We start from the raw sequence: 21,916 nt of genomic DNA, 5'->3' as shown, positions 1-21,916 counted from the left end.
AAATGTATATTCTGGCTTTAACTTAACTTATTATTGAAAGCTCTTAACTTAATCGCAGTTAAAACCTTTTTAGTATACAAAGGAAAATCTGCATTAAGTAACCATCCAAAATAACCTGGTTCTTTGTCTAAAACCTCTGTCACTAGTTTCCCTTTATGCTTTCCGAAGGAAAAACATTCAATACCCTCCTTATTATAGATGATGAATCCTGCAAAATCTGCAAATTTCTTATGCGAACTAAATTCTGCTAAAAAATTAGAATCATTTTCCAATTCGTCATACCTTTCCAACTGCGCTTTCAATACTTCATAAGTTGCCAAAGTATCAGCTTCTGCGCTATGGGCATCTTCTAGGTTTTTATCACAATAAAACTTATAAGCTGCACTCAAGGTACGTTGCTCCATTTTGTGAAAAATGGTTTGAACATCAATAGACTGCATGTTTTTCATATCAAAATCCACTTCTGAACGCAGCATTTCTTCTGCTAGCACAGGGATATCAAAGCGGTTAGAATTAAAACCCCCTAAATCACAATCCTTTATCATTTGATACACCTCTTTTGAAATGTCTTTGAAGGTTGGTGCATCTGCAATATCTTCATCAGAGATCCCATGAACTAATGTCACTTCGGGTGGAATTGGAACTGTTGGATTAACACGTTTTGTATACGTTTCTTCTTTTCCGTTAGGGTAAACTTTCAATATAGAAATTTCAACGATCCTGTCGTTCGTGATGTTAATTCCTGTTGTTTCTAAATCAAAAAAACAAATGGGTTTATTTAAATTAAGTTGCATTATTTATTATTCATATTTTTACAAATATACTTTTAAATTTGATTAATTTTATTCAAATATTATCAGAGATTATGCGCCTTACATTAGTTCGTATTTTTTATTTAATGCTCCCTCTTGCTTGTTTTTCACAAATAAGCAGCAACCCATACGTGACATTAGTCGAGAAAAAATCAGGTAAACGTCTACAGTTATTTGCAAAAAACACAGATTCAATTCCGTATGCTGTTTTTTTGCGTGTGACTACTAAAGACTATAGAAGAACAAGTAAGCGTCCTATATTAAAGGAAATTCCAGGCAACTCAACACAGCTATTAAAAACGCTTATTGTATTAGATGGTAAGGAAGGTCATTATGATGCGACATTTATTGTTAATGAAGTAACTACCAGTTTAACAATGAGAAAAACTCATGACCAATTTAATCTTAAAATTAATGACGCTAAATTGGAGAAGACTATTTTGATGTATTCAAACTCAAATTGTGAGTTATGCAATCAAGCCATAGAGATTCTTGGAGAAAATGCTTTTAATTTTGAAAACTACAATCTTGAAACTAACATCGAAGCCTCTAAGTCTTTAAAATCTGAACTCGATATCTCATCACTCCAGGGTCTTAAATTTCCAATTCTAAAAATTGAAGATCAAATTTACACCAATGTTGATAGTCGCAAGAAATTCATCGAGATTTTAAAAGTCCACTTTGAATAAATTTAATACTATTCAAATTCAAAATGATCTTCACTAAAAAAAAGAGGATATAAGCCAACGAAACCTCATTAGAGACCAGTTAAAAACGGGTACTTCTGCACAGCTACCCAGACCATAGTTAGTGCCACCAATAGCACTAAAACGAATCATCATAATGACAACCTATTTAACAAAATTTAGAAGATCATATTGAAAATGAGATGATTAAACAGGTCTTAAAGGAAGATATAATTTTTAGAATTATGTTTTTAGTCGATATAAATCTAGATTTCGAATTCTCAAATAAAAAAACGACCTTACGGTCATTATCAATCACAACTAACTAGTTAACAGCAACTAAGTCACATACCATTATGAAAATCAAATCTAATCGCATTGAATCTATTGATATTTTAAGAGGCCTCGTTATGATTGTAATGGCATTAGACCACGTGAGAGATTATACTAACACTGGTTATCTTTACAGTGATCCATCAAATATGGATACCACAACTCCAGCACTTTTTTTCACGAGGTGGATTACTCATTTTTGTGCTCCTGTTTTCGTGTTCTTAGCTGGGACTTCAGCCTTTTTATATGGTTCTAAACAATCTTCAAAAAAAAATCTAGCGAAGTTTTTGTTCACTCGCGGACTATGGCTGGTCTTTATAGAATTAACCGTTGTCAATTTTGCCTGGACTTTTGATATTGGTTTAGGTCTGCATATTTTTCAAGTAATTTGGGCCATCGGTATTTGTATGATGTTTATGGCTGCATTAATTTATCTACACAAAAAAGCACTGCTAGTACTTGGTTTTATAATTCTCTTTGGTCATAATCTTTTAGATGGTATTACAATGCAAGGTAATGACCCGCTATCCATACTATGGTATTTCACACATCAAGATGGTTTTGCAGGATTCAATAATGGAGAAAGTATATTGTTTATCGCTTATCCTTTTTTGCCTTGGCTAGGTATTATGATTCTAGGCTACTGCTTTGGTCATTTTTACCAGAAAGACTTTGATGTCAAAGTCCGTAAAAAATGGCTACTCTATTTTGGACTAGGAGCTGTTGCCCTATTTATAGGCCTTCGATATATTAATACCTACGGAAATCTGACACCTTGGAGTGATCAAAAGGGCGGTGCATATGTATTGATGTCATTTTTAAATACCGCTAAATACCCACCATCATTATTATACACATTGATGACACTTGGTCCAGCGATGCTGTTTTTATACGCTATTGAATCTATCAAAAATTGGTGCACCAATTTTTTGGTCGTGATAGGTCGTGTTCCGTTTTTCTACTACATTATACATTTATACCTTGTTCATCTAATAGGATTTATAGGGCTTAGTCTTTTAGGTGAAAACTGGAAAGAATTAATATTTACACCTCAGCGATTTAACAGTGGTTTTCTAGCTAATAAAGGTTTTGACTTATGGGTCACTTATGTTGTTTGGATAGCAGTGGTTATTATGCTCTACCCGCTATGCAACATGTATATGAAATACAAAGCCAATAATAAAAACAAATGGTGGTTGAGTTATTTATAAATTTCAATACTGCAAAAAGGAAAAGCACAATCCAAGGATTGTGCTTTTTTTGTATCATAATCTTCTGCATTTGCAGGAGCAGTAATTAAATCTCTCTATTAGAATCCCAAGCCTCTAAATAATCTTTAACAGCTTTCACAAACTGGCCACCAAGTGCTCCATTGACAACACGATGATCGTAAGAGTGTGATAAGAACATTCTATATCGAATTCCAATAAAATCTCCTTCCGGAGTCTCAACAACCGCAGGCACTTTTCTAATCGCACCTAAAGCTAGAATCCCAACTTGTGGCTGATTAATGATTGGTGTTCCCATAATACTTCCGAAGGTACCAACATTTGTAACGGTATATGTTCCTCCAGCGATATCGTCTGGTTTTAACTTATTATCTCTTGCACGACCAGCCAAATCATTCACTTTTTTGGTCATCCCAACTAAGTTTAATTGATCTGCATCTTTTATAACTGGCACAATTAAATTACCGTTTCCTAAAGCTGCTGCCATACCTAAGTTGATATGTTTTTTCTTAACTATCGTATCCCCTTGCAATGAAATATTCATCATTGGAAAGTCACGCAATGCTTTTGCAACCGCTTCCATGAAGATTGGTGTAAAGGTTAGGTTTTCACCTTCTCTTTTATAAAAGTCGTCTTTCACCTTTTTTCTCCAATTCCATATTTTAGTTACATCTGCTTCAATAAAACTCTGAACATGAGCTGATGTTTGTACAGATTGAACCATGTGATGCGCCACTAATTTGCCCATTCTAGTCATTTCTATAATTTCATCGTCTCCACTAGCAACAATAGGTGCAACTTCTTTTTTATGCTCTACTGCTTTAGCGGGAGCTGGCGTAGCTTTTGGAGTATCTTGAATGACTTCTTTAACAGGAGCTGGCTGCGATTTTCGATTATCTAAGTGTAAAAGAATATCGTTTTTAGTAACGCGACCATCTTTTCCTGATCCAGTTATACTATCCAATTCTACTTGAGAAATTGCTTCTTGTTTAGCGATGTTTCTAACTAATGGTGAATAAAAACGATCACCTGAACTCACCACGGGAGCTGTTGATTCTTTAGCTGCTGTAACCGTTTTGGCTACCTCAGCAGCTGCAATAGGCTCTGGTGTAACTTCTTTTGTTGGTTCAGGCTGGGTTGCTGTTGTTGCCCCTCCATCTTCTCCACTAATTTCAATTATAGCAATAGTTTGTCCTACTTGAACAACATCATCAACTTCAAATAGCTGCTCTATCAAAACACCCTCTACTTCACTTGGCACTTCGCTATCAACTTTATCTGTAGCAATTTCAAAAACTGCTTCATCAACGTCAATAGTATCACCAATATTCTTCAACCAAGATGTTATTGTTGCCTCTGCAACACTCTCTCCCATTTTAGGAAGCTTTAGTTCAAATTTTGCCATATCTGTAATCTAGCGTCTATATTTTGTTAGTTGGTTGCAAAATTAATTAAAAATCAACACATTTGTTGCGATTATTTCAATTAATTATTATCAAAAGATATAATGGCTCCTCTACTTTTAGAACTATTGCTTCCGAGGATAAAGTTAGAATTTTTTGGTAGAATTTTAAAGGTAGCGCTACAATTTTTAGGTGTATTGGAAATGATTTCGATAATTGACCTGAAACTAAGGTAATTATTATCTAAAATATACTCCGTATCATCTTTGTATTCCTCTATACTTGATTGCAAGATTAATTGATGTTTCAAAGTCTGCGCTAGGTGTTTATTAATTTCGGAAGACAACAAAACATAATTCTTATTCTTCTTTATTTTATGATTTAAGGATTTCTGAAACAATGGTGCCAATTTTATACCTAACCACACTAATGCATCAAATGCAGTATTAGATTTAAAATGCTTAGAATAAAAAATCTGCATCGCTCCATAAAAGCGTTTCGCATACACGTGATCTTTTAAAGTACTTTCTCCCTTATAATGTATAATAGAAGCTGCGCCATAATACATATTATCATAACCTGCTTGACTTATTTTATAAGACAAATCTATGTCTTCACCATACATAAAATAGTCTTCATCAAAACCTTTAACCTCTTCATAAACCGACTTACGAAGAAACATAAAAGCACCTACAAATACGGTTACTGGACCAATACTGTTCTCATTGAGTTCTTTTGCATAATATGAACTCGTCAACCCTAACATTTTTTTAATGGCGACGTCTGGTGTTGGAACTTGACGCTTGCTTTCTGGTAAAAATCGCCCTTGACCATCTATTAATCGACACCCTACGATACCTAGATTTTTTTTCTCTTCGGAAAATTTTAGTAACGTCACAAACGTATCTTCAGCGACGACAGTATCTGGGTTTAGAATACAGATATAGGCACCTTTGGCTTGCTTTACTGCTATATTATTGCCTTTTGAAAATCCGTAGTTTTCAGAATTCTCTATTAATTTTATCTTCGGAAATTGGTGTTTTACCATGGCACAGCTGTCATCTTTAGACAAATTATCAATGACGATGATTTCAGAATCAATATGAATTAAAGCCGCCTCAACACTTTTAATACAAAGCTCCAAAAAATAGCGCACATTATAATTTAGTATGATGACGGATAGTTTCAAAAGTTAGTTATGATTTTAAAGATGCCTCAAATGGGATTCTATTAATAATACTTCTACCAAGAGTGACTTCGTCTGTGTATTCAAGTTCATTCCCTACTGAAATCCCTCGAGCAATCGTGGATGTTTTCACGTCACAACCTTGAATTTGTTTATAGATATAAAAATTGGTGGTATCACCTTCCATTGTAGAACCAAGCGCAAAAATAAGTTCTGAAATTGTACCTTGCTTAACCTTTTCTACCAAAGAATAAATATTTAGCTCATTAGGTCCTATGCCATCCATGGGTGATATTTTTCCACCTAAAACGTGGTATAAACCTTTAAATGAGCTCGTATTTTCAATAGCCATAACATCTCTAATATCCTCAACGACGCATACGATATTTTCGGTACGATTTGGGTTTGCACAAATATCACATATATCTGTATCACTTATATTGTGACAGCTTTTACATAATTTTATTTCAGACCGCATTGTATTTAATGCCTTAGTAAAATCTAGTGTTTGCTCTTTTGGTTGTCGTAACAAATGTAATACTAAACGCAATGCTGTACGTTTACCAATACCTGGTAGTTGTGACATTTCATTGACTGCGTTTTCTAGTAATTTAGAAGAAAATTCCATAGTTGCGAATTTACAATATGTAAAGCAATTTTAAATGGCTTTTACATGAAAAAACCACCATTATAAAACTAATGGCGGCTCTTTTATTTTTGAGAATTTAAAATTATTCTATAATTAATTTCTTAGTTACAAAGCCAGTACGGTTATTAATTTTAACGAAATAGATACCAGAAGCATAATTAGAGACATCTAACTGTGTAGGTTGAGAAATATCAATGTTTTTGGTAAAATACATAAGTTTACCAAGCGCATCAAACACTCTTACTGATACTAAATCTGCCTTATCCCATTGCAAAGTGACTTGGTTTTTTGCCGGATTTGGATAGACTACAAAAGATTCTAATGCAAATTCATCTACACTTAATGTCGCATCGAACAACTCTGAAGCCCAAAGGCCACGACCATAAGTTCCTGCGTATAATTTACCATCAACTGTATTGACTTCCAATTCACTAATATTTACATTTGGTAACCCGTTACTAAAAGGTTGCCACTCTGTAAATGTATCGTCTATATAATAAACTCCATAATCCATCCCTAGATATAAACCATTTTCATCATTATTACCCCAAGCCAATGCTTGAGCACTAAAGTTTGGTAAATTAAGTTTGTAAGACGTCCAACTGTTACCTCCATTTGAAGACATGTAAACTCGCTGAGTTCCTGTTGTAGCAATAGCCACTTTGTTTGGATTTGTAGGATGTATTGCGATTGAGTTTATAGATCCTGAAAACCCACTAATAGAACTCCAAGTTGGTACTGTGCCAACAAATGAGTTTCTATATAAATTTGAACCTCTTGCAGCAAATTGATAATTACTAGAAGAAGGCGCTATTTTTAAGTGGTTAATATTTGGTCCAAAATCCTGGGACACACTTATCCAACTATTACCTCCATTTGTAGATTTATAAACTTCATCATAACCTACATAAATCACATTGGGCAAAATAGGATCTTGTTCAAATGGTGTTACCCAGTTTCCCGATTTTCCATCTGGACTACTAATACCCGATATACTTAAACCACCATTAAATGATTTATAAAGAGTTCCAAATTGAGAGGTTCCGTACATAATATTAGTGTTATCCTTATCAATAAAACCTTCCATACCATCTGCTCCTAACCAATCTGTCCAATCACCATTGACATCCATGACTGATGAACCATTATCTTGTGACCCTCCAGTGACAACTACAGGATTTGTTTGACTAATTCCAATTTTATAAAATTGACGAATTCCCATTCCGGTGGTTAAATCTTTATAATATTGACTATTTACAACAGTAGGGTTCTCTGCTACAAAAAGCCCGCCATCACTACCAACATATAATTTATAACCGTCTGTAGGAGTTCCAACAAATTCTAAAATATCAATATCTGCATGACAATACCCAATGTTTTGACCATTAGCATTTCCAGGTGTCCATTGTGATGTAATAGAAAAATTTAACCCTCCATCTGTTGACCTCCAAGAATTAATGCCCGCAATATGCACATCAAATGCGTCTAAAGGATTCACTGCAATGTCCATATCCCTTGGCGCTTGTCCAACGCCCGCGTCACCTGGATCTTGTGAATCAGAACTATAACCAAAATAATTTTTGTCAGTATGGCTCAACGTTGTAAATGACACTGAAGAATTTACAGACTTATATAAATTTCCAAAAGATCCATTATCTGCTTCTAAGACATATACCATTTCTGGATTGCTTGCTGAAACTCCAATCATTTTTGGGCCATTACCAAATCCTGTACGCCCAGTCCACGTATCACCAGAATTAGTTGAAACGAAAAAATCATTTCCTGTTGCATAAATGGTACTATAAAGACCGTCTGGTTTAAATTCAAAATCATAGCCTGTTGGAATTACTGGCAATATTTTAGTCCAATTTACTCCTGCATCTGTAGATTTATAGAGTCCTCCACTTTGCACTGAGCAATACATTTTATTTGTATTTGAAGGATCAATAAGGATTTTATTGACATTTCCATTTCCCGTATCTGCTAATAAGTTCCATGTTGCTCCACTGTCTGCAGACATAAAAATAGTACCACTAGTAGAGCCCCAATAATACGTTGTATTAATAGTTGGATGTATGGTTAACGAAGAGACGTTAAGATTCGATAAATTATCTGTCAAAACTATCCAGCTTAAACCACCATCCGTAGATTTCCAAACGCCTCCTGTGTTTGCACCAGCGATAATATGATTAGGATTAGTAAGTTCTATAGCTACCGAAGTAATTCGCCCAACTCCAGGATTCCAACCGCTAGTTGCGTTCCAAGATTCTGGTCCCAATTGTTCCCATGACCCAACCGTAGTTCTTGCAGAAGAGTAGATCTCATTTAGATAGCTATTATAGTTTTCTAACTCCGTGAAATAAAATTCTGGAGATGGCAACATTCCGTTTTCATTCATTTGACGTAACGCTTGATACTCCCAACGTTTATATGGCTTAAACCCTCTACCACGAGCTGTACCCACTTGAGAAAAATGCGCTTCAGCAGCTATTTGAATGTCTTGAACTGTGTGCGTTCCTTCAGAAATCATTTGCTTGTAATCTTGAGAGAATACAGCACAAACAGACAATAAAAATGTAACTAGTAGGTAGTGATTTTTCATTTAAAATATAAATTAATTTGGGTTGAACAATGATAAATAATTTATAGCACTAATCTCCAATTGAGAAAAGTGCGTAATTCATTAGAAATTACTTAATATTGCTTACAATTTTTTTACTAAAGTAAGATAATTCAAATAAAAATCTGTTAAAACAACCTATATGTCGACGAACGTCATCATTTTACTAATTCTAGCCTACTTTAGTGTACTGATTCTTATTTCTTATCTCACAGGAAAATCATCTGGAAATACAGCTTTTTTTAAAGCTGACAAACAATCACCATGGTACGTCGTCGCTTTTGGAATGATAGGCGCATCACTCTCTGGTGTCACATTTATTTCTGTTCCAGGTTGGATTGAAGCATCTCAATTTAGCTACATGCAAGTCGTACTTGGCTACATTATTGGATATTTGGTTATTGGAACAGTTCTTCTTCCTTTATATTACAGACTAAACCTTACTTCCATCTACACGTATTTAGAAACTAGGTTTGGAAATTACGCTTACAAAACGGGCGCTTCTTTCTTTTTAATTTCGAGAATTATTGGCGCTAGTTTTAGATTATATCTCGTCGCAAATGTTTTACAAATCATATTATTTGATGATTTAGGGGTTAGTTTCTGGCAAACCGTTACTATTACGGTTTTACTAATATGGTTATACACTTTTAAATCTGGCATAAAGACTATCGTCTGGACAGATACTCTACAAACATTATTTATGCTCATAGCAGTAGGTGTAGGCATTTATTTTGTGAGTGATTCTCTAGATATTCAAGGCGGAAATATTTTAACGTATGTTCTAGATAGTGACCTCTCTAAAGTCTTCTTTTTTGAAGATTATAAATCTGCAAACTATTTCTGGAAACAGTTTATCTCTGGTGCATTTATAGCCATTGTAATGACAGGATTAGATCAAGATATGATGCAGAAAAATCTTACTTGTCGCTCATTAAAAGATGCGCAAAAAAACATGTTTTGGTTTACCATTGTTCTCACTGTCGTAAATTTTGTGTTCTTAAGCTTAGGACTTTTACTTACTGTCTATGCGCAACAAAATGGTATTGATGCCCATAAAGATGATTTATTTCCAATTTTAGCCAAAAACCATTTGGGCATTACCGTGTTTGTGTTTTTCTTATTAGGTTTAATTGCTGCTGCATACAGCAGTGCAGATAGTGCTTTGACATCATTAACGACTTCCTTTAGTATCGACATCTTGGATATTGAGAAAAAATATTCCGAAGAGAAGCAAGTCACCATTAGAAAACGAATTCATATTGCCATTTCTATAGTACTTATTTTAGTTATTATAGGATTTAAATATATCGTACAAGATGAAAGTGTGATTCAAAAACTCTTTGTATTTGCAGGATATACTTATGGGCCATTACTAGGCCTCTATGCTTTTGGACTTTTCACCAAATGGAACGTAAAAGATAAGCTCGTACCAATAATTGCCATATTATCTCCTATTTTATCGTATCTAATAAGTGTAAATAGCTTAAAATGGTTTGGCTTTGAGTTTGGTTTCTTTATTTTGATTTTAAACGGATTATTAACTTTCTCAGGTTTAGTATTGATTCGTAGACAATAATACCAAAGTACAAGACTCTTCAAAATAGATCCCCTCTTGTTTCAATATATTTTGAAACTCAGGATTCTCTGTTCCTGGATTAAAAATAACACGCTTTGGATGGAGTCCAATGATATATTCATAATACTCCTTTTGACGTTCAGGGTTAAGATATAAAGTCACTGTATCAATATCCTTATAAGGCATTAAATGAGTATCTATGTCTACTCCTGCAACTTGACCTTCTCTTAATCCAAAAGCAACAACGTCATGGTTATAGTTGGTCAATTTATTAATTGCAATATTAGAATAGCGCTCAGGTTTTAAAGATGCGCCAATAACAAAAGTTGTCTTACTCATATAATTGTATTTACAGCAAAAATAAGACTACAAATTAGAATATAGCCTCTAGAATGTTAAAAGCAGTAACAAAACAAAGAAACCATCGTCTACAAAATAACAACCATTTTAAATCAATCAATCAATGAAAACACTTACACGACTATGCATTTGTCTTTTTACAATTATTTCATTTGCACAACCTCAAGAATTAGATCTTAGAGACGGACAAGTTTCTGGCAGGATTATCGACGCGACCTTAAATGCGCCATTACCCTTCGTAAATATTGTTATCAAAGACACTGCAAACAAAACCATTACTGGCGGTATCACAAAAGACGATGGCACTTTTGAAATCAACAAAATACCAAAAGGAAAAGTTACAGTATCTATTCAATATATAGGTTTTATCACGGTTTCTAAAATCGTAAATATTGGCAAAGATGGCTACAGAGTTAATCTTGGTGATATTAAACTAGAGGCAGACTTTGCTAGCTTAGATGAAATTACCGTCGTTGCCGAAATCACTACCATTCAACAAAAAATAGACAGAAAAGTTATTAATGTGGGTAAAGACTTAACGACTGCTGGTGCCACTGCCAGCGATATTATGAATAACATACCATCTGTTAATGTTGATCAACAAACTGGTAATATTAGTTTACGTGGCAATGAAAATGTTCGTGTCATGGTTGATGGTAAATTATCAAATGTGCCTATTGCACAGTTATTACGCCAAATTCCTTCGACATCGATTAAGCAAATAGAATTAATTACTAATCCGTCAGCAAAATATAACCCAGAAGGCATGAGCGGTATTATTAATATCATTCTTCATAAAAACACATCTATTGGTTTTAACGGAAATATCAATATTGGATTGACTAAAGAGATTTATGCCAAGTTCAATAGTTCAATTGATATGAACTATCGTAATGGAAAATTTAATTTCTACGGAAATTACGGAAACACTATTGGTAATAATGCTAATTACGGAAATATAGAACGTCTTGATGATGGATCAAATCAACTATTTGATTTTAACAATAATAACAAGTCACACCTGTATAAAGTTGGTGTTGACTTTTATATGAATGATAATAACACCGTTTCCTTCTTCACCAATAAAAACCTATTTAATGGGCTTGGCAGAGGGTCAACGGGAATTCAATATGTAAATCAACCTTTACAATCACAAACTTTTGACAATGACATTAATAATACAGTAGCTCAATATAATGGAGTTTATAACCATCAATTAAAAAAAGAAGGTGAAAAATTAGATTTAGAAGTTGACTATAGCGTTTTTGCTCAAGATGAAATTGCGAATTTCAATTTTACAAACATTCCATTTCCTCCAAATTATACAGATTTCGTAGATACAAATAGAGATCAAACTACTATTAATTTAGATTATACCAATCCGTTATCTGACCAAGCAAAATTAGAAATAGGCTTAGAAGTTAGATTGTTTGACACCGAAATTGACTACAACTCTACAGGATTATCCGTGAATGAAAATCAGGATCTAAATCCAAATAATGGTGATGAATTCATCGCAACACCTGATACAAATTTTAGTTACAAAAGAGATATCTATTCGTTGTATGTCACTTATGGTAAAACGTTCGACAATTGGAGTTACCAAATGGGTGCACGTGCAGAAACAGTGACGGACGACGCATCAGCAATACGACAATTGGAAAACAGTAGCGAAACGAGTCCATTTAAAAATGACTATTTACAAGTCTATCCATCTGCCTTTGTAACCTATACACCAAGCGATAAAAATTCATACCAAATGAGTATTAGTCGTCGTGTAGACAGACCAGGATTACAACAAGTAAATCCAATTAGAGAGTGGAGTACGCCTTTAATTTCTTCCTTCGGTAATACGAATCTCCAACCTCAATTCACTAATTCAATAGAAGCTAATTACACTAGAAAATTTGAAAACGGAACAGTAACTGGTGGTGTATTTTACAGATTAGTAGAAGATGAAATTAATAGAGCTGTATTTATTGATCGGTTAGACCTTAATAAGAACATATTAACCTATGACAACTTCGATAACACCACCGCCTTTGGCATTGAGATTAATAGTAATTATGCACCCACAAAGTGGTGGAGCTTAAATGGTAGTTTCGATTTATTTGGAAGACAACAAAAAGGCATTGCTGAGACATTAACAGCTCCAACAGATATAGCCACTGTAGACGACATAGAGCGTTCAACTATTAGCGTTGACAATGTGGTTTATAACTTTAGATTGTTCAATAATTTTAAGGTGACTAAAAAGCTGAATTTATCATTATTCTCAATGTATAGAGGTGAAGAAAAAGGCTTACAGTTTACTAGAAAACCAATGTTTATGTTAAATATGGGATTACGCTATAGCTTCTTAGAAGATGATCGCGCAACATTTAGCTTTAATTATAGTGATATTTTAAATACCATGGTTTTTAAATTTGAAGGTGATAGACCAACACCACAAGTTGGACAATTCAATTGGGAATCCAACACATGGAATATTGCCTTATCATACCGCTTTGGTGGTAGAAAATACAGAGCTCTAAAACGTAAAAGCAGAGATGATAATGAAAAATCTGGAAGCGGAGGATTTATATAAAAAGAAAAATTTAATAGCCTACATATAATAGTTGATGGTTAGTGTTAATGTGCGGTTATTAAATAAGAAAACCCAAAACGTCAAGTTTTGGGTTTTTGTTTTTTTTATAATAAAATGTTAAAGTCTACTCCTCTTGTAATCCATCACTTTAAGTCACGACAAAAAGAGCATACATAATAATTAGTTTATTAGAATTAGCCTTTTAATAAATAAAACGTTAAGTGATTAATAGCAAAACAATCCGTAGTTCATACCGCGGATTTTTTTTTCTTCGGAAACATGATAACTCCAAAATTTGTTAATTGATAGTTAAAAATGTTAACGTATAAAATAAAAAGCAAATTTGAGCGTCTTAAGGTTGTGATAAGTTTAAAGCTAATCAGTTTAATGCATTACAGCTTAATGGTTATAGTTTTTAGTGTTTAGTGTTTAGTTAAATTGATTAATAGCAGAAAAATCCCGAAACATAAGTTTTGGGATTTTTTGTTTTATACCAAATCGTCCTCAAACCAAATTTTTTACCAATTTTACCTAAAATAATTTCACCACTTGAAGCCAAGTGAACTGTCAATACTAAGGGAAAACGCTAATTTTCAGACATTTTAAAAGCACATTTTAACACTTCATTTAACAGTTTTTAAGTTTTTAAGTTTTTAAGTTTTTAAGAAAATTATTCGAAATGATATAAGAATAATTGATAATTAATCTTAACTTTTAATATCGCTTTTATGAAAAACATCAATTTTAAATCAGTCATCATTTTAACAATGATAGCTTTAGCCTTTTTTTCTTGTCAAAAAGAAGACGACATTTTAACGCCTGTAAATAACGTAAGGTTTACAGTACCAGCTGTTAGCAGTGCAAAAAGTTATTTTGAGGCAAATAATAAGGTGCCATTTAATGACGACAATAATTTTCAACTTAGAACTGGTCCAGCAGAAATGACCGTTAAATGGGATAAATCCTCAACTAAGAAATATAAGGATGAAACACTTGAAATTCCACAGCAAGTTGATATTCTTTATACGCCTATTGAGCTAAACACAAAAAGTCATGCAAAGATGTTTTTAGCATCAATAGATGACAATGGCACTGTAGATTCTAAATACATATTCTTAATTTACACTTCTTTAGAAAATCCTAGTTCATTTACGGGATATGTATTGATATATAGTTTAGAAGGTGTATGGGAAAATCTATATAAATATGAGGATGGTAATAGAGTAGATATTAATTCGACCAATAGAATGATATCGCGAAATGATGGTGACGGTGAAGGATTAGGTTTTACTTTAGGAGAACTTCTAGATTTGATGGGTGGAAGCTGGTCTGAAGTGAGTAATTTAATACAAAATGATTTGGTAATCGTAAATGCCTATCTTAATAATCCAGAGTTTGTAGATGTTGATCCAAACTCGGGTAGCACCACTGGAAATAACGATTGGTTTAATCCAACAATACACATCCCTGCCAACACTGGAGGAGGTGGCGGAAGTTCTGGATCTGGTTCTAACAATGATAATGACCCAATTAACTACGTCAAAGATTGGTGGCAACCCACAATGATATTTTCTCATGGCCTCTCAATTAGTAATGTCATAGAAGTAGATTTAGCCTCAATTGAAGCTGATTGGTTGATGAATACTGCAACACAAGAGCAGTTGGATGCTATTGCAGCTTATTTAAATAATGCTGATCAAACTGAAAGTGATGGTTATAACCAGAGTGATATTGATTTTATAATAAACTCACTATGGTTTCAAATAAATAATCCCAATTCCACACTAACTTCGGATGCTTCCGTCGATAATACAAATGCATTACACTTTGATTCTTACGACGACTTTAATGAGTTTTTAAACAATGGGATTAGAAACTTTAATTATATTTCAAGTGATGGAATATCAACAAATCCTCCAAGCACTGTAGCGCATTTTAATTATTGGATTGGTAATTTAATTTTCATGAATATATATGTGGAACAGCAAAACCTTGGAAATGAAAATCAAGGAGAAGTTAGTAATTATGAGGTTACAGATGTAGTTTCTTCTATTACAGGTGTTACATTCGCAGTTACATGGGAACAAATATCATCAAGTTACAATACTTCTGAATTTTCAGCACTTCAAAATGCAGTTATTGATATTTCTGGAGATTTAACTGTGCATTTTATTATTGATGGTTGGGGACAAATTTATACAGAGAGACTACATGGAAGAGTAATGACAGACATGCAAACCGGAAATGCAGTAGATTATTAATAGATTTATGAAGGAACAAAGCTATTTTGAAACAGCAGGAATTACAGCAATGATATTACAGATAGTATTCTTTGTAATATTTCTAGTAATAATATATTTGATTATTAAATTTATAAAAAAATGTAAGGGTTAAAATTGTTCAATTTTGGCTCAAATAGTCCAAATTACCAATGAATTAATGGGTAATCACTGTTTAAATATTAAAGCAACTTACTTAAATTTACATTTATAAGATAGTGTAGTTGAAAATTTTAGCAGATGACCATGAATGAGGAGAAAGTGGTATTTCTGAAACTTTAGTGACGCCTAAGAAGGTGGATATATTAATTATTATGGTTCAGATTTATATGATCCATCTATAAATATTCCCCCTTACAATTCTGGAGGCAGTGGCGCAGGTGGTGATAATAATGGCAACAGTAATGACGATGGATATATAAAGGTTGTTTAGCAACCTGTGACTATATTTGTTCATGGTCTCTCCATAAGTAATGCCATAGAAGTTGATCTAAGCTCTATTGAAGCTAATTGGTTAATGAATACTACTACGCAGGAGCAGTTAGATGCTATTGCTAGCTATATTAATAGTTTAGAGCAGACTGAGGAGGACGGTTATAATCAAGGTGATATTGATTTTGTAATTGACGTAATTAATAATTTAATTGGTACAACAACATCCACATATGACGAAAGCAATTATCCTGGTAAAGATGATGGACTTCCTTTTGAATGGTGGTTGGACGAGGATTATATTAGGAATTCAGGAGATTTTAATATTGCTTTTGAAGGAGCGCCTAATGCTAAAGAAGTTGCTGTATTTGCGCTGTTCTTTGAAGATTCTCCTGCACACATTGTGAATTCTACTATAGCTTTTGCAAAAGCGCAAGAGCTTGTTGCCGATGGAACATTGACTGGAATTGGAGATGGAAAAGCTGATGCCTTTAGACATGCGTATTGGAATGCTCTGGGAACCGCAGATTTTGGACCGGGAACTATGAAAGTTTTTGCAGATGCTCACGAATGGGGAGAAACAGGACTTTCTGTAACTATGGATTTTTATAATAACCATAAAGGAAGAATAATTGGTACTCCTCATTATAATACGAATGTCTCAGATGAAGTTTTATCTGATGAAGTTCTTGAAGCTGTAAACGACGGAGACTTAAAATATATTAATTCTTCTGGTAACTTAGTCCATACAAATTTATAATTATGATTTTAAGAATTTTCATTCTAATACTTATAATAATTGCAATTGCTTTTATAGCAAAATGGTGTTTGAATAAGCTTTCATTTTTTAAATCAAGAAAAAAACTTTTATATGTATTATCTGGTTTAATTGGTGTGTTCTCATTTATTATTTATGCTCTTTGTTTTAGTTATTATATTACCAAAATACCTAAAGAGAACTTTAGTGAAACCACATGGATGAATGAAATCTCAGAGAGGCACAAAATGATTGATGACCTATTAGAATCTGACTATTTTATTGGCAAGAACATTGATGAAATTCAAAAAGTTTTTGGCAAACCTAAAGAAGTAAATTCTAATAAGAGTATATTAATTTACGAGTTAATTGGACATACTGCGCTAGATTTCAAAATCACTACGCTAAAACTACATGTAAGAGATAGTATTGTTAAGAGTTTTGATTTTGAGTCAAAAGTTGATTAAATAATTAGTTAAACAAGAAAAGAACATAATTAAATCTTATGTGCTAGAATGATAGATAATAACAAAAAAATCTCAAAGTTCAATCTTTGGGATTTTTTGTTTTATAGGATCGCCAAATTTTTAAGAGCTTCACAATTATTAGAGATTGAATTGAAATATTAAGAATAGTTAATACAATGGCAACCCAACTTTCACGGGCATAAAAAGGCAACTCTCTTCCAAAAAAGCTTATCGGCATGATAAGTATAATCACTAAAAAATTTGTTATTGGACTTAACTTAACACAAACAAAATAGCGCTATTTTGAAAAAACAAAACATTAGTGAGTCCAATGGAGATCTCCAAAATTAAAAGCGAAAAGAATATTTTTAGAAAAAGTTTCAATTGAACTTTATGAAGATATGTTTTTTCTCGATTTATAAATCGAATAAAACCCAATTACAGCTAAAACAGCCGAAGCAGACATTCCTAAAATTTGATTTAAACTACTTACATATTTAAATTGAAATGCAAAGTATATGCTACAAAATACAAGTAACACTCCTCCACCTATTTTTTTTCTTTGAGAACTGTTGTTCATTACGTTTGGATCTATTTAGAGAATAAAAATACAATTTAAATTCTTTATTCGTTAGTGTAACGAACTAATAACTCAGCCATTGTTGGTGTTTTTCACCAACAATTTTAAACCTGTTTCTATAAATGAATCTCATAACTCTAATGGTTTTGAATTACGACAAAGATCCCGAAGTTTCGGGACTGTCTGCGCAGGAATTTACCACTTGATAATCACACTTCCCCAAGTAAACCCACTACCAAAAGCAGCTAACACAACAGTATCTCCTTCTTTGATTTTGCCTTCTTCCCATGCTTCAGTTAAAGCAATTGGAATAGAAGCAGCAGTCGTATTACCATATTTTTGAATGTTATTAAAGACTTGGTTATCCTCTAATTTAAATTTCTTCTGAATAAATTGTGCAATACGCAAATTAGCTTGATGCGGAATCAACATATCAATGTCATCAACCTCAAGATTATTTTTCAGTAGACCCTCCATGATCACTTCACTAAAACGAACCACTGCATTTTTAAATACAAACTGTCCATTCATATGCGGGAAATAACTTTCATCATTAGGATCATTATCTGCAATAATATCGCTGACCCAACGCTTACCCATTCCTGGTGCAATTAACACCAACTCTTCAGCATGTTCACCCTGGGAATGCAAGTGCGTTGATAAAATCCCTTTACTCGTATCTTCTTCTCTTGTTAAAACCGCAGCGCCTGCTCCATCTCCAAAAATTACGGTTACTCCTCGTCCGCGCGTTGTTTTATCCAATCCATGAGAATGTAATTCACTACCAATCACAAGTATGTTTTTGTACATCCCTGTTTTAATAAAATTATCTGCCACAGCAATCGCATAGACAAATCCAGAACATTGGTTTCTAATATCTAAAGCACCAACAGTTTTAATATTTAAAGCATGTTGCACTTGAACTCCTGGCCCAGGAAAATACATATCTGGACTTAAGGTTGCAAACACTATAAAATCAATCTCATCTTTATCAAGTCCAGAACGTTCAATCGCAATTTTAGCAGCTTTCACTCCCATTGTTGCAGTAGTATCGCCAGATCCTTTTACAGCCCAACGACGCTCTTTTATACCTGTGCGTTCTTGAATCCATTCATCATTTGTATCCATCATTTTGGATAAATCAGCATTGGTCACCACATTGTCTGGAACGTAATGTCCCAAACCTATAATCTTGGAATTGTACATAGTAATTTTATTTTCGTTTCCGCCCTTCGGCTGTGCTCAGGATTACATCAGAAATCTCATTAGCGTTTTATCTGGACCAAATTTACCATTTTAAGAGCTAGCAAAGATTTAGTTGTGATAACATTAATTATGCACGCATAAGACTATTTATAATTTTAACAACTCCATCCCATTTTTCAGTTTCATTTTTAAGTATCTTGAAGCCACTAAACCGTTATTAATCAATTATGAGAACATTCCTCCAATTATTTGCATTTTTAATATTCCTAAATAGTTATGCTCAGCAAAGCTTAACCTACCAGCAACCTTCAGAAGAGATTTTAGAATTAGCTGATGTGGACTTGGCGCCAGGTGTTCAAATTGACAGCAAAGGAGAATACATGGTTTTATTATCTCGTAATCAGTATAAATCTATTGCTGAGCTTTCTGAAATCGAATTGCGTTTAGCAGGATTACGTATTAATCCAGTCACTAATATTGGTAGCAGAACAAATTATTATACGAATCTCAAAGTAAAAAAAATAAAAGATATAGATGTCAAGCAAGTTTCTGGGTTGCCTGAAAACGCAAGATTATCTGGCTTTAGCTGGTCACCAGACGAATCTATGATTGCCTGTCTTAATACAACGACTAAGGGTGTAGAAGTTTGGGTTTTGCATGTTGCAGAAGCTAAAGTCACAAAATTGACCACAGCTTCTATTAACGCTAATATGGGAAGTACTATTAATTGGTTTAAAGACAATAAAAATCTTCTAGTAAAAATGTTACCAAGTGACAGAAAATCTTTAATTGATACAGCAATAGCAGTACCAACAGGTCCTACAATATCCGTTAGTGATGGTGAAAAAGCACAAAACAGAACCTATCAAGATTTATTAAGAACACCAAATGATGTATTTAATTTTGAACAACTCGCCCGATCGGAAATTAAAAAAGTATCTGTAACTGGTAATATTGAAGACTTCTTAGGCGCAGACATGTATCGTGACATTAGTTTTTCGCCTGATGGCAATTATATTATGGTCACTAAGGCAAAGCGACCGTTTTCATATTTAGTCACTTACACAAGATTTCCAAGTGAAAGTATCATGTACGATGCCCTAGGGAATAAAATTAAAACCGTGAATGAGGTCGCTTTAGATGAAGTTAGACCTAAAGGATTTATGTCCACCAGAATGGGCAAACGCAATATGACCTGGAGAGGAGATAAACCAGCTACTTTAGTTTGGTCTGAAGCATTAGACAAAGGTGATCCAGAAGTTGAAGCTGATTACCGAGATGCACTTTACGAAATAACAGCACCTTTTAATGGTCAAGCCAAACTCCTCTTAAAGACGAAACAACGGTTTACTGGTGTTGAATGGGGAGATGACAATACTGCTGTAGCTTATGACTATTGGTGGAATACAAGAAACACAAAAACCTACCTTTTTGATCCGTCTAATGCAACCTCTAAAATAATCTCAGACCGTAATTACCAAGATGTGTATAGTGACCCAGGTAATTTTGTAAACTCTAAAAACGAATATGGTCAAAGCACATTAACCATGAATGATGACAAACTCTATTTAATGGGAGATGGTTATTCTAAAGAAGGTCAGTTTCCTTTTATTGACGCTTATAGTGTAAAAAGCGGTAATACGGAACGTTTGTATCAATCAGAATATACAGATAAGCTCGAAAGCTTAAACGCTGCTATCGACATGAAAAAAGGGGACATCCTTGTTCGTATTGAGTCTCAGAAAGAATACCCTAATTATTATATTAGAAATATTAATAATAAAAATGATTTAAAAGCAATCACTGCTTTTGAAAACCCGTTTAAAAGTCTTGAGAATGTGGATAAGCGTATCATCAACTACAAACGTGATGACGGCTTAGATTTAGAAGGCACACTTTACCTACCATTGAATTATAAACAAGGAGAAAAATACCCTATGATTTTATGGGCTTATCCTCGTGAATTTAAAGATAAAGCGAGTGCTTCTCAGAGTACAGCAAACCTAAACGAATTTGTTTATCCCTATTGGGGCTCACCAATTTATTGGGTAACTAAAGGCTATGTTGTTTTAGACGACGCGGCTTTTCCAATTGTAGGAGAAGGTAGCAAAGAGCCAAATGACTCTTTTAGAACACAATTAGTCGCCAACGGTAAAGCTGCAATTGACGCGGTTGATAACCTTGGCTATATCGATAGAAACAAAGTCGCAGTTGGAGGTCATAGTTATGGCGCATTTATGACAGCCAATTTATTATCACATTCTAATTTATTCGCTGCAGGTATTGCGAGAAGTGGTGCCTATAATAGAACATTGACACCTTTTGGCTTTCAAAGTGAAGAACGCAGTTATTGGGAAGCTCCAGAAATTTACGATAACATGTCGCCTTTTATGCATGCCGATAAGATGAAAACACCGTTACTTTTAATTCATGGTGTTGCCGATAATAATTCGGGCACCTATCCCTTACAGAGTGAGCGTTATTTTAATGCCTTAAAAGGTTTAGGAGCACCTGTAAGGCTCGTCATGTTACCAAAAGAAAGTCATGGTTATAGAGCTAAAGAATCTATTATGCACATGCTTTGGGAACAAGACCAATGGTTAGATACCCATGTGAAGAATCGCGTAGAGAAAGAGGAGGTCATTGAAAACACAGAGACTATAAAAGATTAAAAAAAATAATTCTTAAAACCTATCACTAAAAAAAAACTGTCACGTTACGTGTAATCGAAATACGTTGATATTCGATATT

The 21,916-nt window shown here is 33.8% G+C and carries 15 protein-coding genes; 8 read left to right on the top strand and 7 right to left on the bottom strand.

The features are described from left to right. Positions 1-17 precede the first annotated feature (17 nt). On the bottom strand, positions 18-794 hold the full coding sequence (locus H593_RS0112645; RefSeq protein WP_028872787.1) for a 3'-5' exonuclease: 777 nt from the start codon (positions 792-794) through the stop codon (positions 18-20). A 71-nt stretch (positions 795-865) separates the two neighbouring features. On the opposite strand from H593_RS0112645, the gene H593_RS0112640 reads away from it, so the two are divergent. Both H593_RS0112640 and H593_RS0112635 read left to right on the top strand, forming a co-directional pair. Continuing rightward, positions 866-1,501, top strand: coding sequence for a glutaredoxin domain-containing protein (locus H593_RS0112640; RefSeq protein ID WP_147231959.1), 636 nt, complete (start codon positions 866-868; stop codon positions 1,499-1,501). A 353-nt stretch (positions 1,502-1,854) separates the two neighbouring features. After that, positions 1,855-3,042: an acetyltransferase domain-containing protein gene (locus tag H593_RS0112635; protein ID WP_028872785.1), complete on the top strand. Its 1,188-nt coding sequence runs from the start codon at positions 1,855-1,857 to the stop codon at positions 3,040-3,042. 85 nt (positions 3,043-3,127) lie between these two features. On the opposite strand, the gene H593_RS0112630 is transcribed toward H593_RS0112635, so the two are convergent. The 4 genes from H593_RS0112630 to H593_RS0112615 form a co-directional block, all read right to left on the bottom strand. Further along, positions 3,128-4,465 carry a dihydrolipoamide acetyltransferase family protein gene (locus tag H593_RS0112630; protein WP_028872784.1) on the bottom strand — a complete coding sequence of 446 codons (1,338 nt, stop codon included), beginning with the start codon at positions 4,463-4,465 and terminating at the stop codon, positions 3,128-3,130. An 80-nt stretch (positions 4,466-4,545) separates the two neighbouring features. Further along, positions 4,546-5,652, bottom strand: a complete 1,107-nt coding sequence (locus tag H593_RS0112625) for a glycosyltransferase family 2 protein (protein WP_028872783.1) — start codon at positions 5,650-5,652, stop codon at positions 4,546-4,548. Positions 5,653-5,659: 7 nt separating this feature from the next. Continuing rightward, positions 5,660-6,277 carry a recombination mediator RecR gene (recR, locus tag H593_RS0112620; protein WP_028872782.1) on the bottom strand — a complete coding sequence of 206 codons (618 nt, stop codon included), beginning with the start codon at positions 6,275-6,277 and terminating at the stop codon, positions 5,660-5,662. A gap of 103 nt (positions 6,278-6,380) precedes the next feature. Next, the gene (locus H593_RS0112615; RefSeq protein ID WP_037052332.1) at positions 6,381-8,900 is read right to left on the bottom strand and encodes a T9SS type A sorting domain-containing protein; all 2,520 of its coding nucleotides are present in this window, start codon (positions 8,898-8,900) and stop codon (positions 6,381-6,383) included. A 160-nt stretch (positions 8,901-9,060) separates the two neighbouring features. Between H593_RS0112615 and H593_RS0112610 the strand changes: the two genes are divergently transcribed. Next, positions 9,061-10,497, top strand: a complete 1,437-nt coding sequence (locus H593_RS0112610; RefSeq protein WP_028872780.1) for a sodium:solute symporter — start codon at positions 9,061-9,063, stop codon at positions 10,495-10,497. On the opposite strand, the gene H593_RS0112605 is transcribed toward H593_RS0112610, so the two are convergent. Further along, positions 10,474-10,836 (bottom strand): CoA-binding protein, encoded by a 363-nt coding sequence (locus tag H593_RS0112605; protein WP_028872779.1) that lies wholly within the window; start codon positions 10,834-10,836, stop codon positions 10,474-10,476. The two genes, H593_RS0112610 and H593_RS0112605, sit on opposite strands and share 24 nt — an antisense overlap. 124 nt (positions 10,837-10,960) lie before the next feature. Here H593_RS0112605 and H593_RS0112600 point away from each other — a divergent pair, with 124 nt between their 5' ends. The 4 genes from H593_RS0112600 to H593_RS0112585 all read left to right on the top strand — a co-directional run bounded on the left by H593_RS0112600 (position 10,961) and on the right by H593_RS0112585 (position 17,379). Further along, the gene (locus H593_RS0112600) at positions 10,961-13,444 is read left to right on the top strand and encodes a TonB-dependent receptor (RefSeq protein WP_028872778.1); all 2,484 of its coding nucleotides are present in this window, start codon (positions 10,961-10,963) and stop codon (positions 13,442-13,444) included. A gap of 728 nt (positions 13,445-14,172) precedes the next feature. Beyond that, positions 14,173-15,705 (top strand): hypothetical protein, encoded by a 1,533-nt coding sequence (locus H593_RS0112595; RefSeq protein ID WP_028872777.1) that lies wholly within the window; start codon positions 14,173-14,175, stop codon positions 15,703-15,705. A gap of 457 nt (positions 15,706-16,162) precedes the next feature. After that, positions 16,163-16,915 (top strand): DUF6973 domain-containing protein, encoded by a 753-nt coding sequence (locus tag H593_RS0112590; protein WP_028872776.1) that lies wholly within the window; start codon positions 16,163-16,165, stop codon positions 16,913-16,915. Positions 16,916-16,917: 2 nt separating this feature from the next. Further along, positions 16,918-17,379, top strand: coding sequence for a hypothetical protein (locus H593_RS0112585; protein WP_028872775.1), 462 nt, complete (start codon positions 16,918-16,920; stop codon positions 17,377-17,379). Positions 17,380-18,154: 775 nt separating this feature from the next. Here H593_RS0112585 and H593_RS0112570 read toward each other — a convergent pair. After that, positions 18,155-19,165 carry a 3-oxoacyl-ACP synthase III family protein gene (locus tag H593_RS0112570; protein WP_028872773.1) on the bottom strand — a complete coding sequence of 337 codons (1,011 nt, stop codon included), beginning with the start codon at positions 19,163-19,165 and terminating at the stop codon, positions 18,155-18,157. A gap of 227 nt (positions 19,166-19,392) precedes the next feature. On the opposite strand from H593_RS0112570, the gene H593_RS0112565 reads away from it, so the two are divergent. Continuing rightward, the gene (locus tag H593_RS0112565) at positions 19,393-21,837 is read left to right on the top strand and encodes an alpha/beta hydrolase family protein (protein WP_028872772.1); all 2,445 of its coding nucleotides are present in this window, start codon (positions 19,393-19,395) and stop codon (positions 21,835-21,837) included. The last annotated feature ends 79 nt before the right edge of the window (positions 21,838-21,916 follow it).

Source organism: Psychroserpens burtonensis DSM 12212 (assembly GCF_000425305.1).
In the GTDB taxonomy this organism is placed as follows: Bacteria; Bacteroidota; Bacteroidia; order Flavobacteriales; family Flavobacteriaceae; genus Psychroserpens; species Psychroserpens burtonensis.
This window is presented reverse-complemented; position numbering and strand designations above follow the sequence as displayed.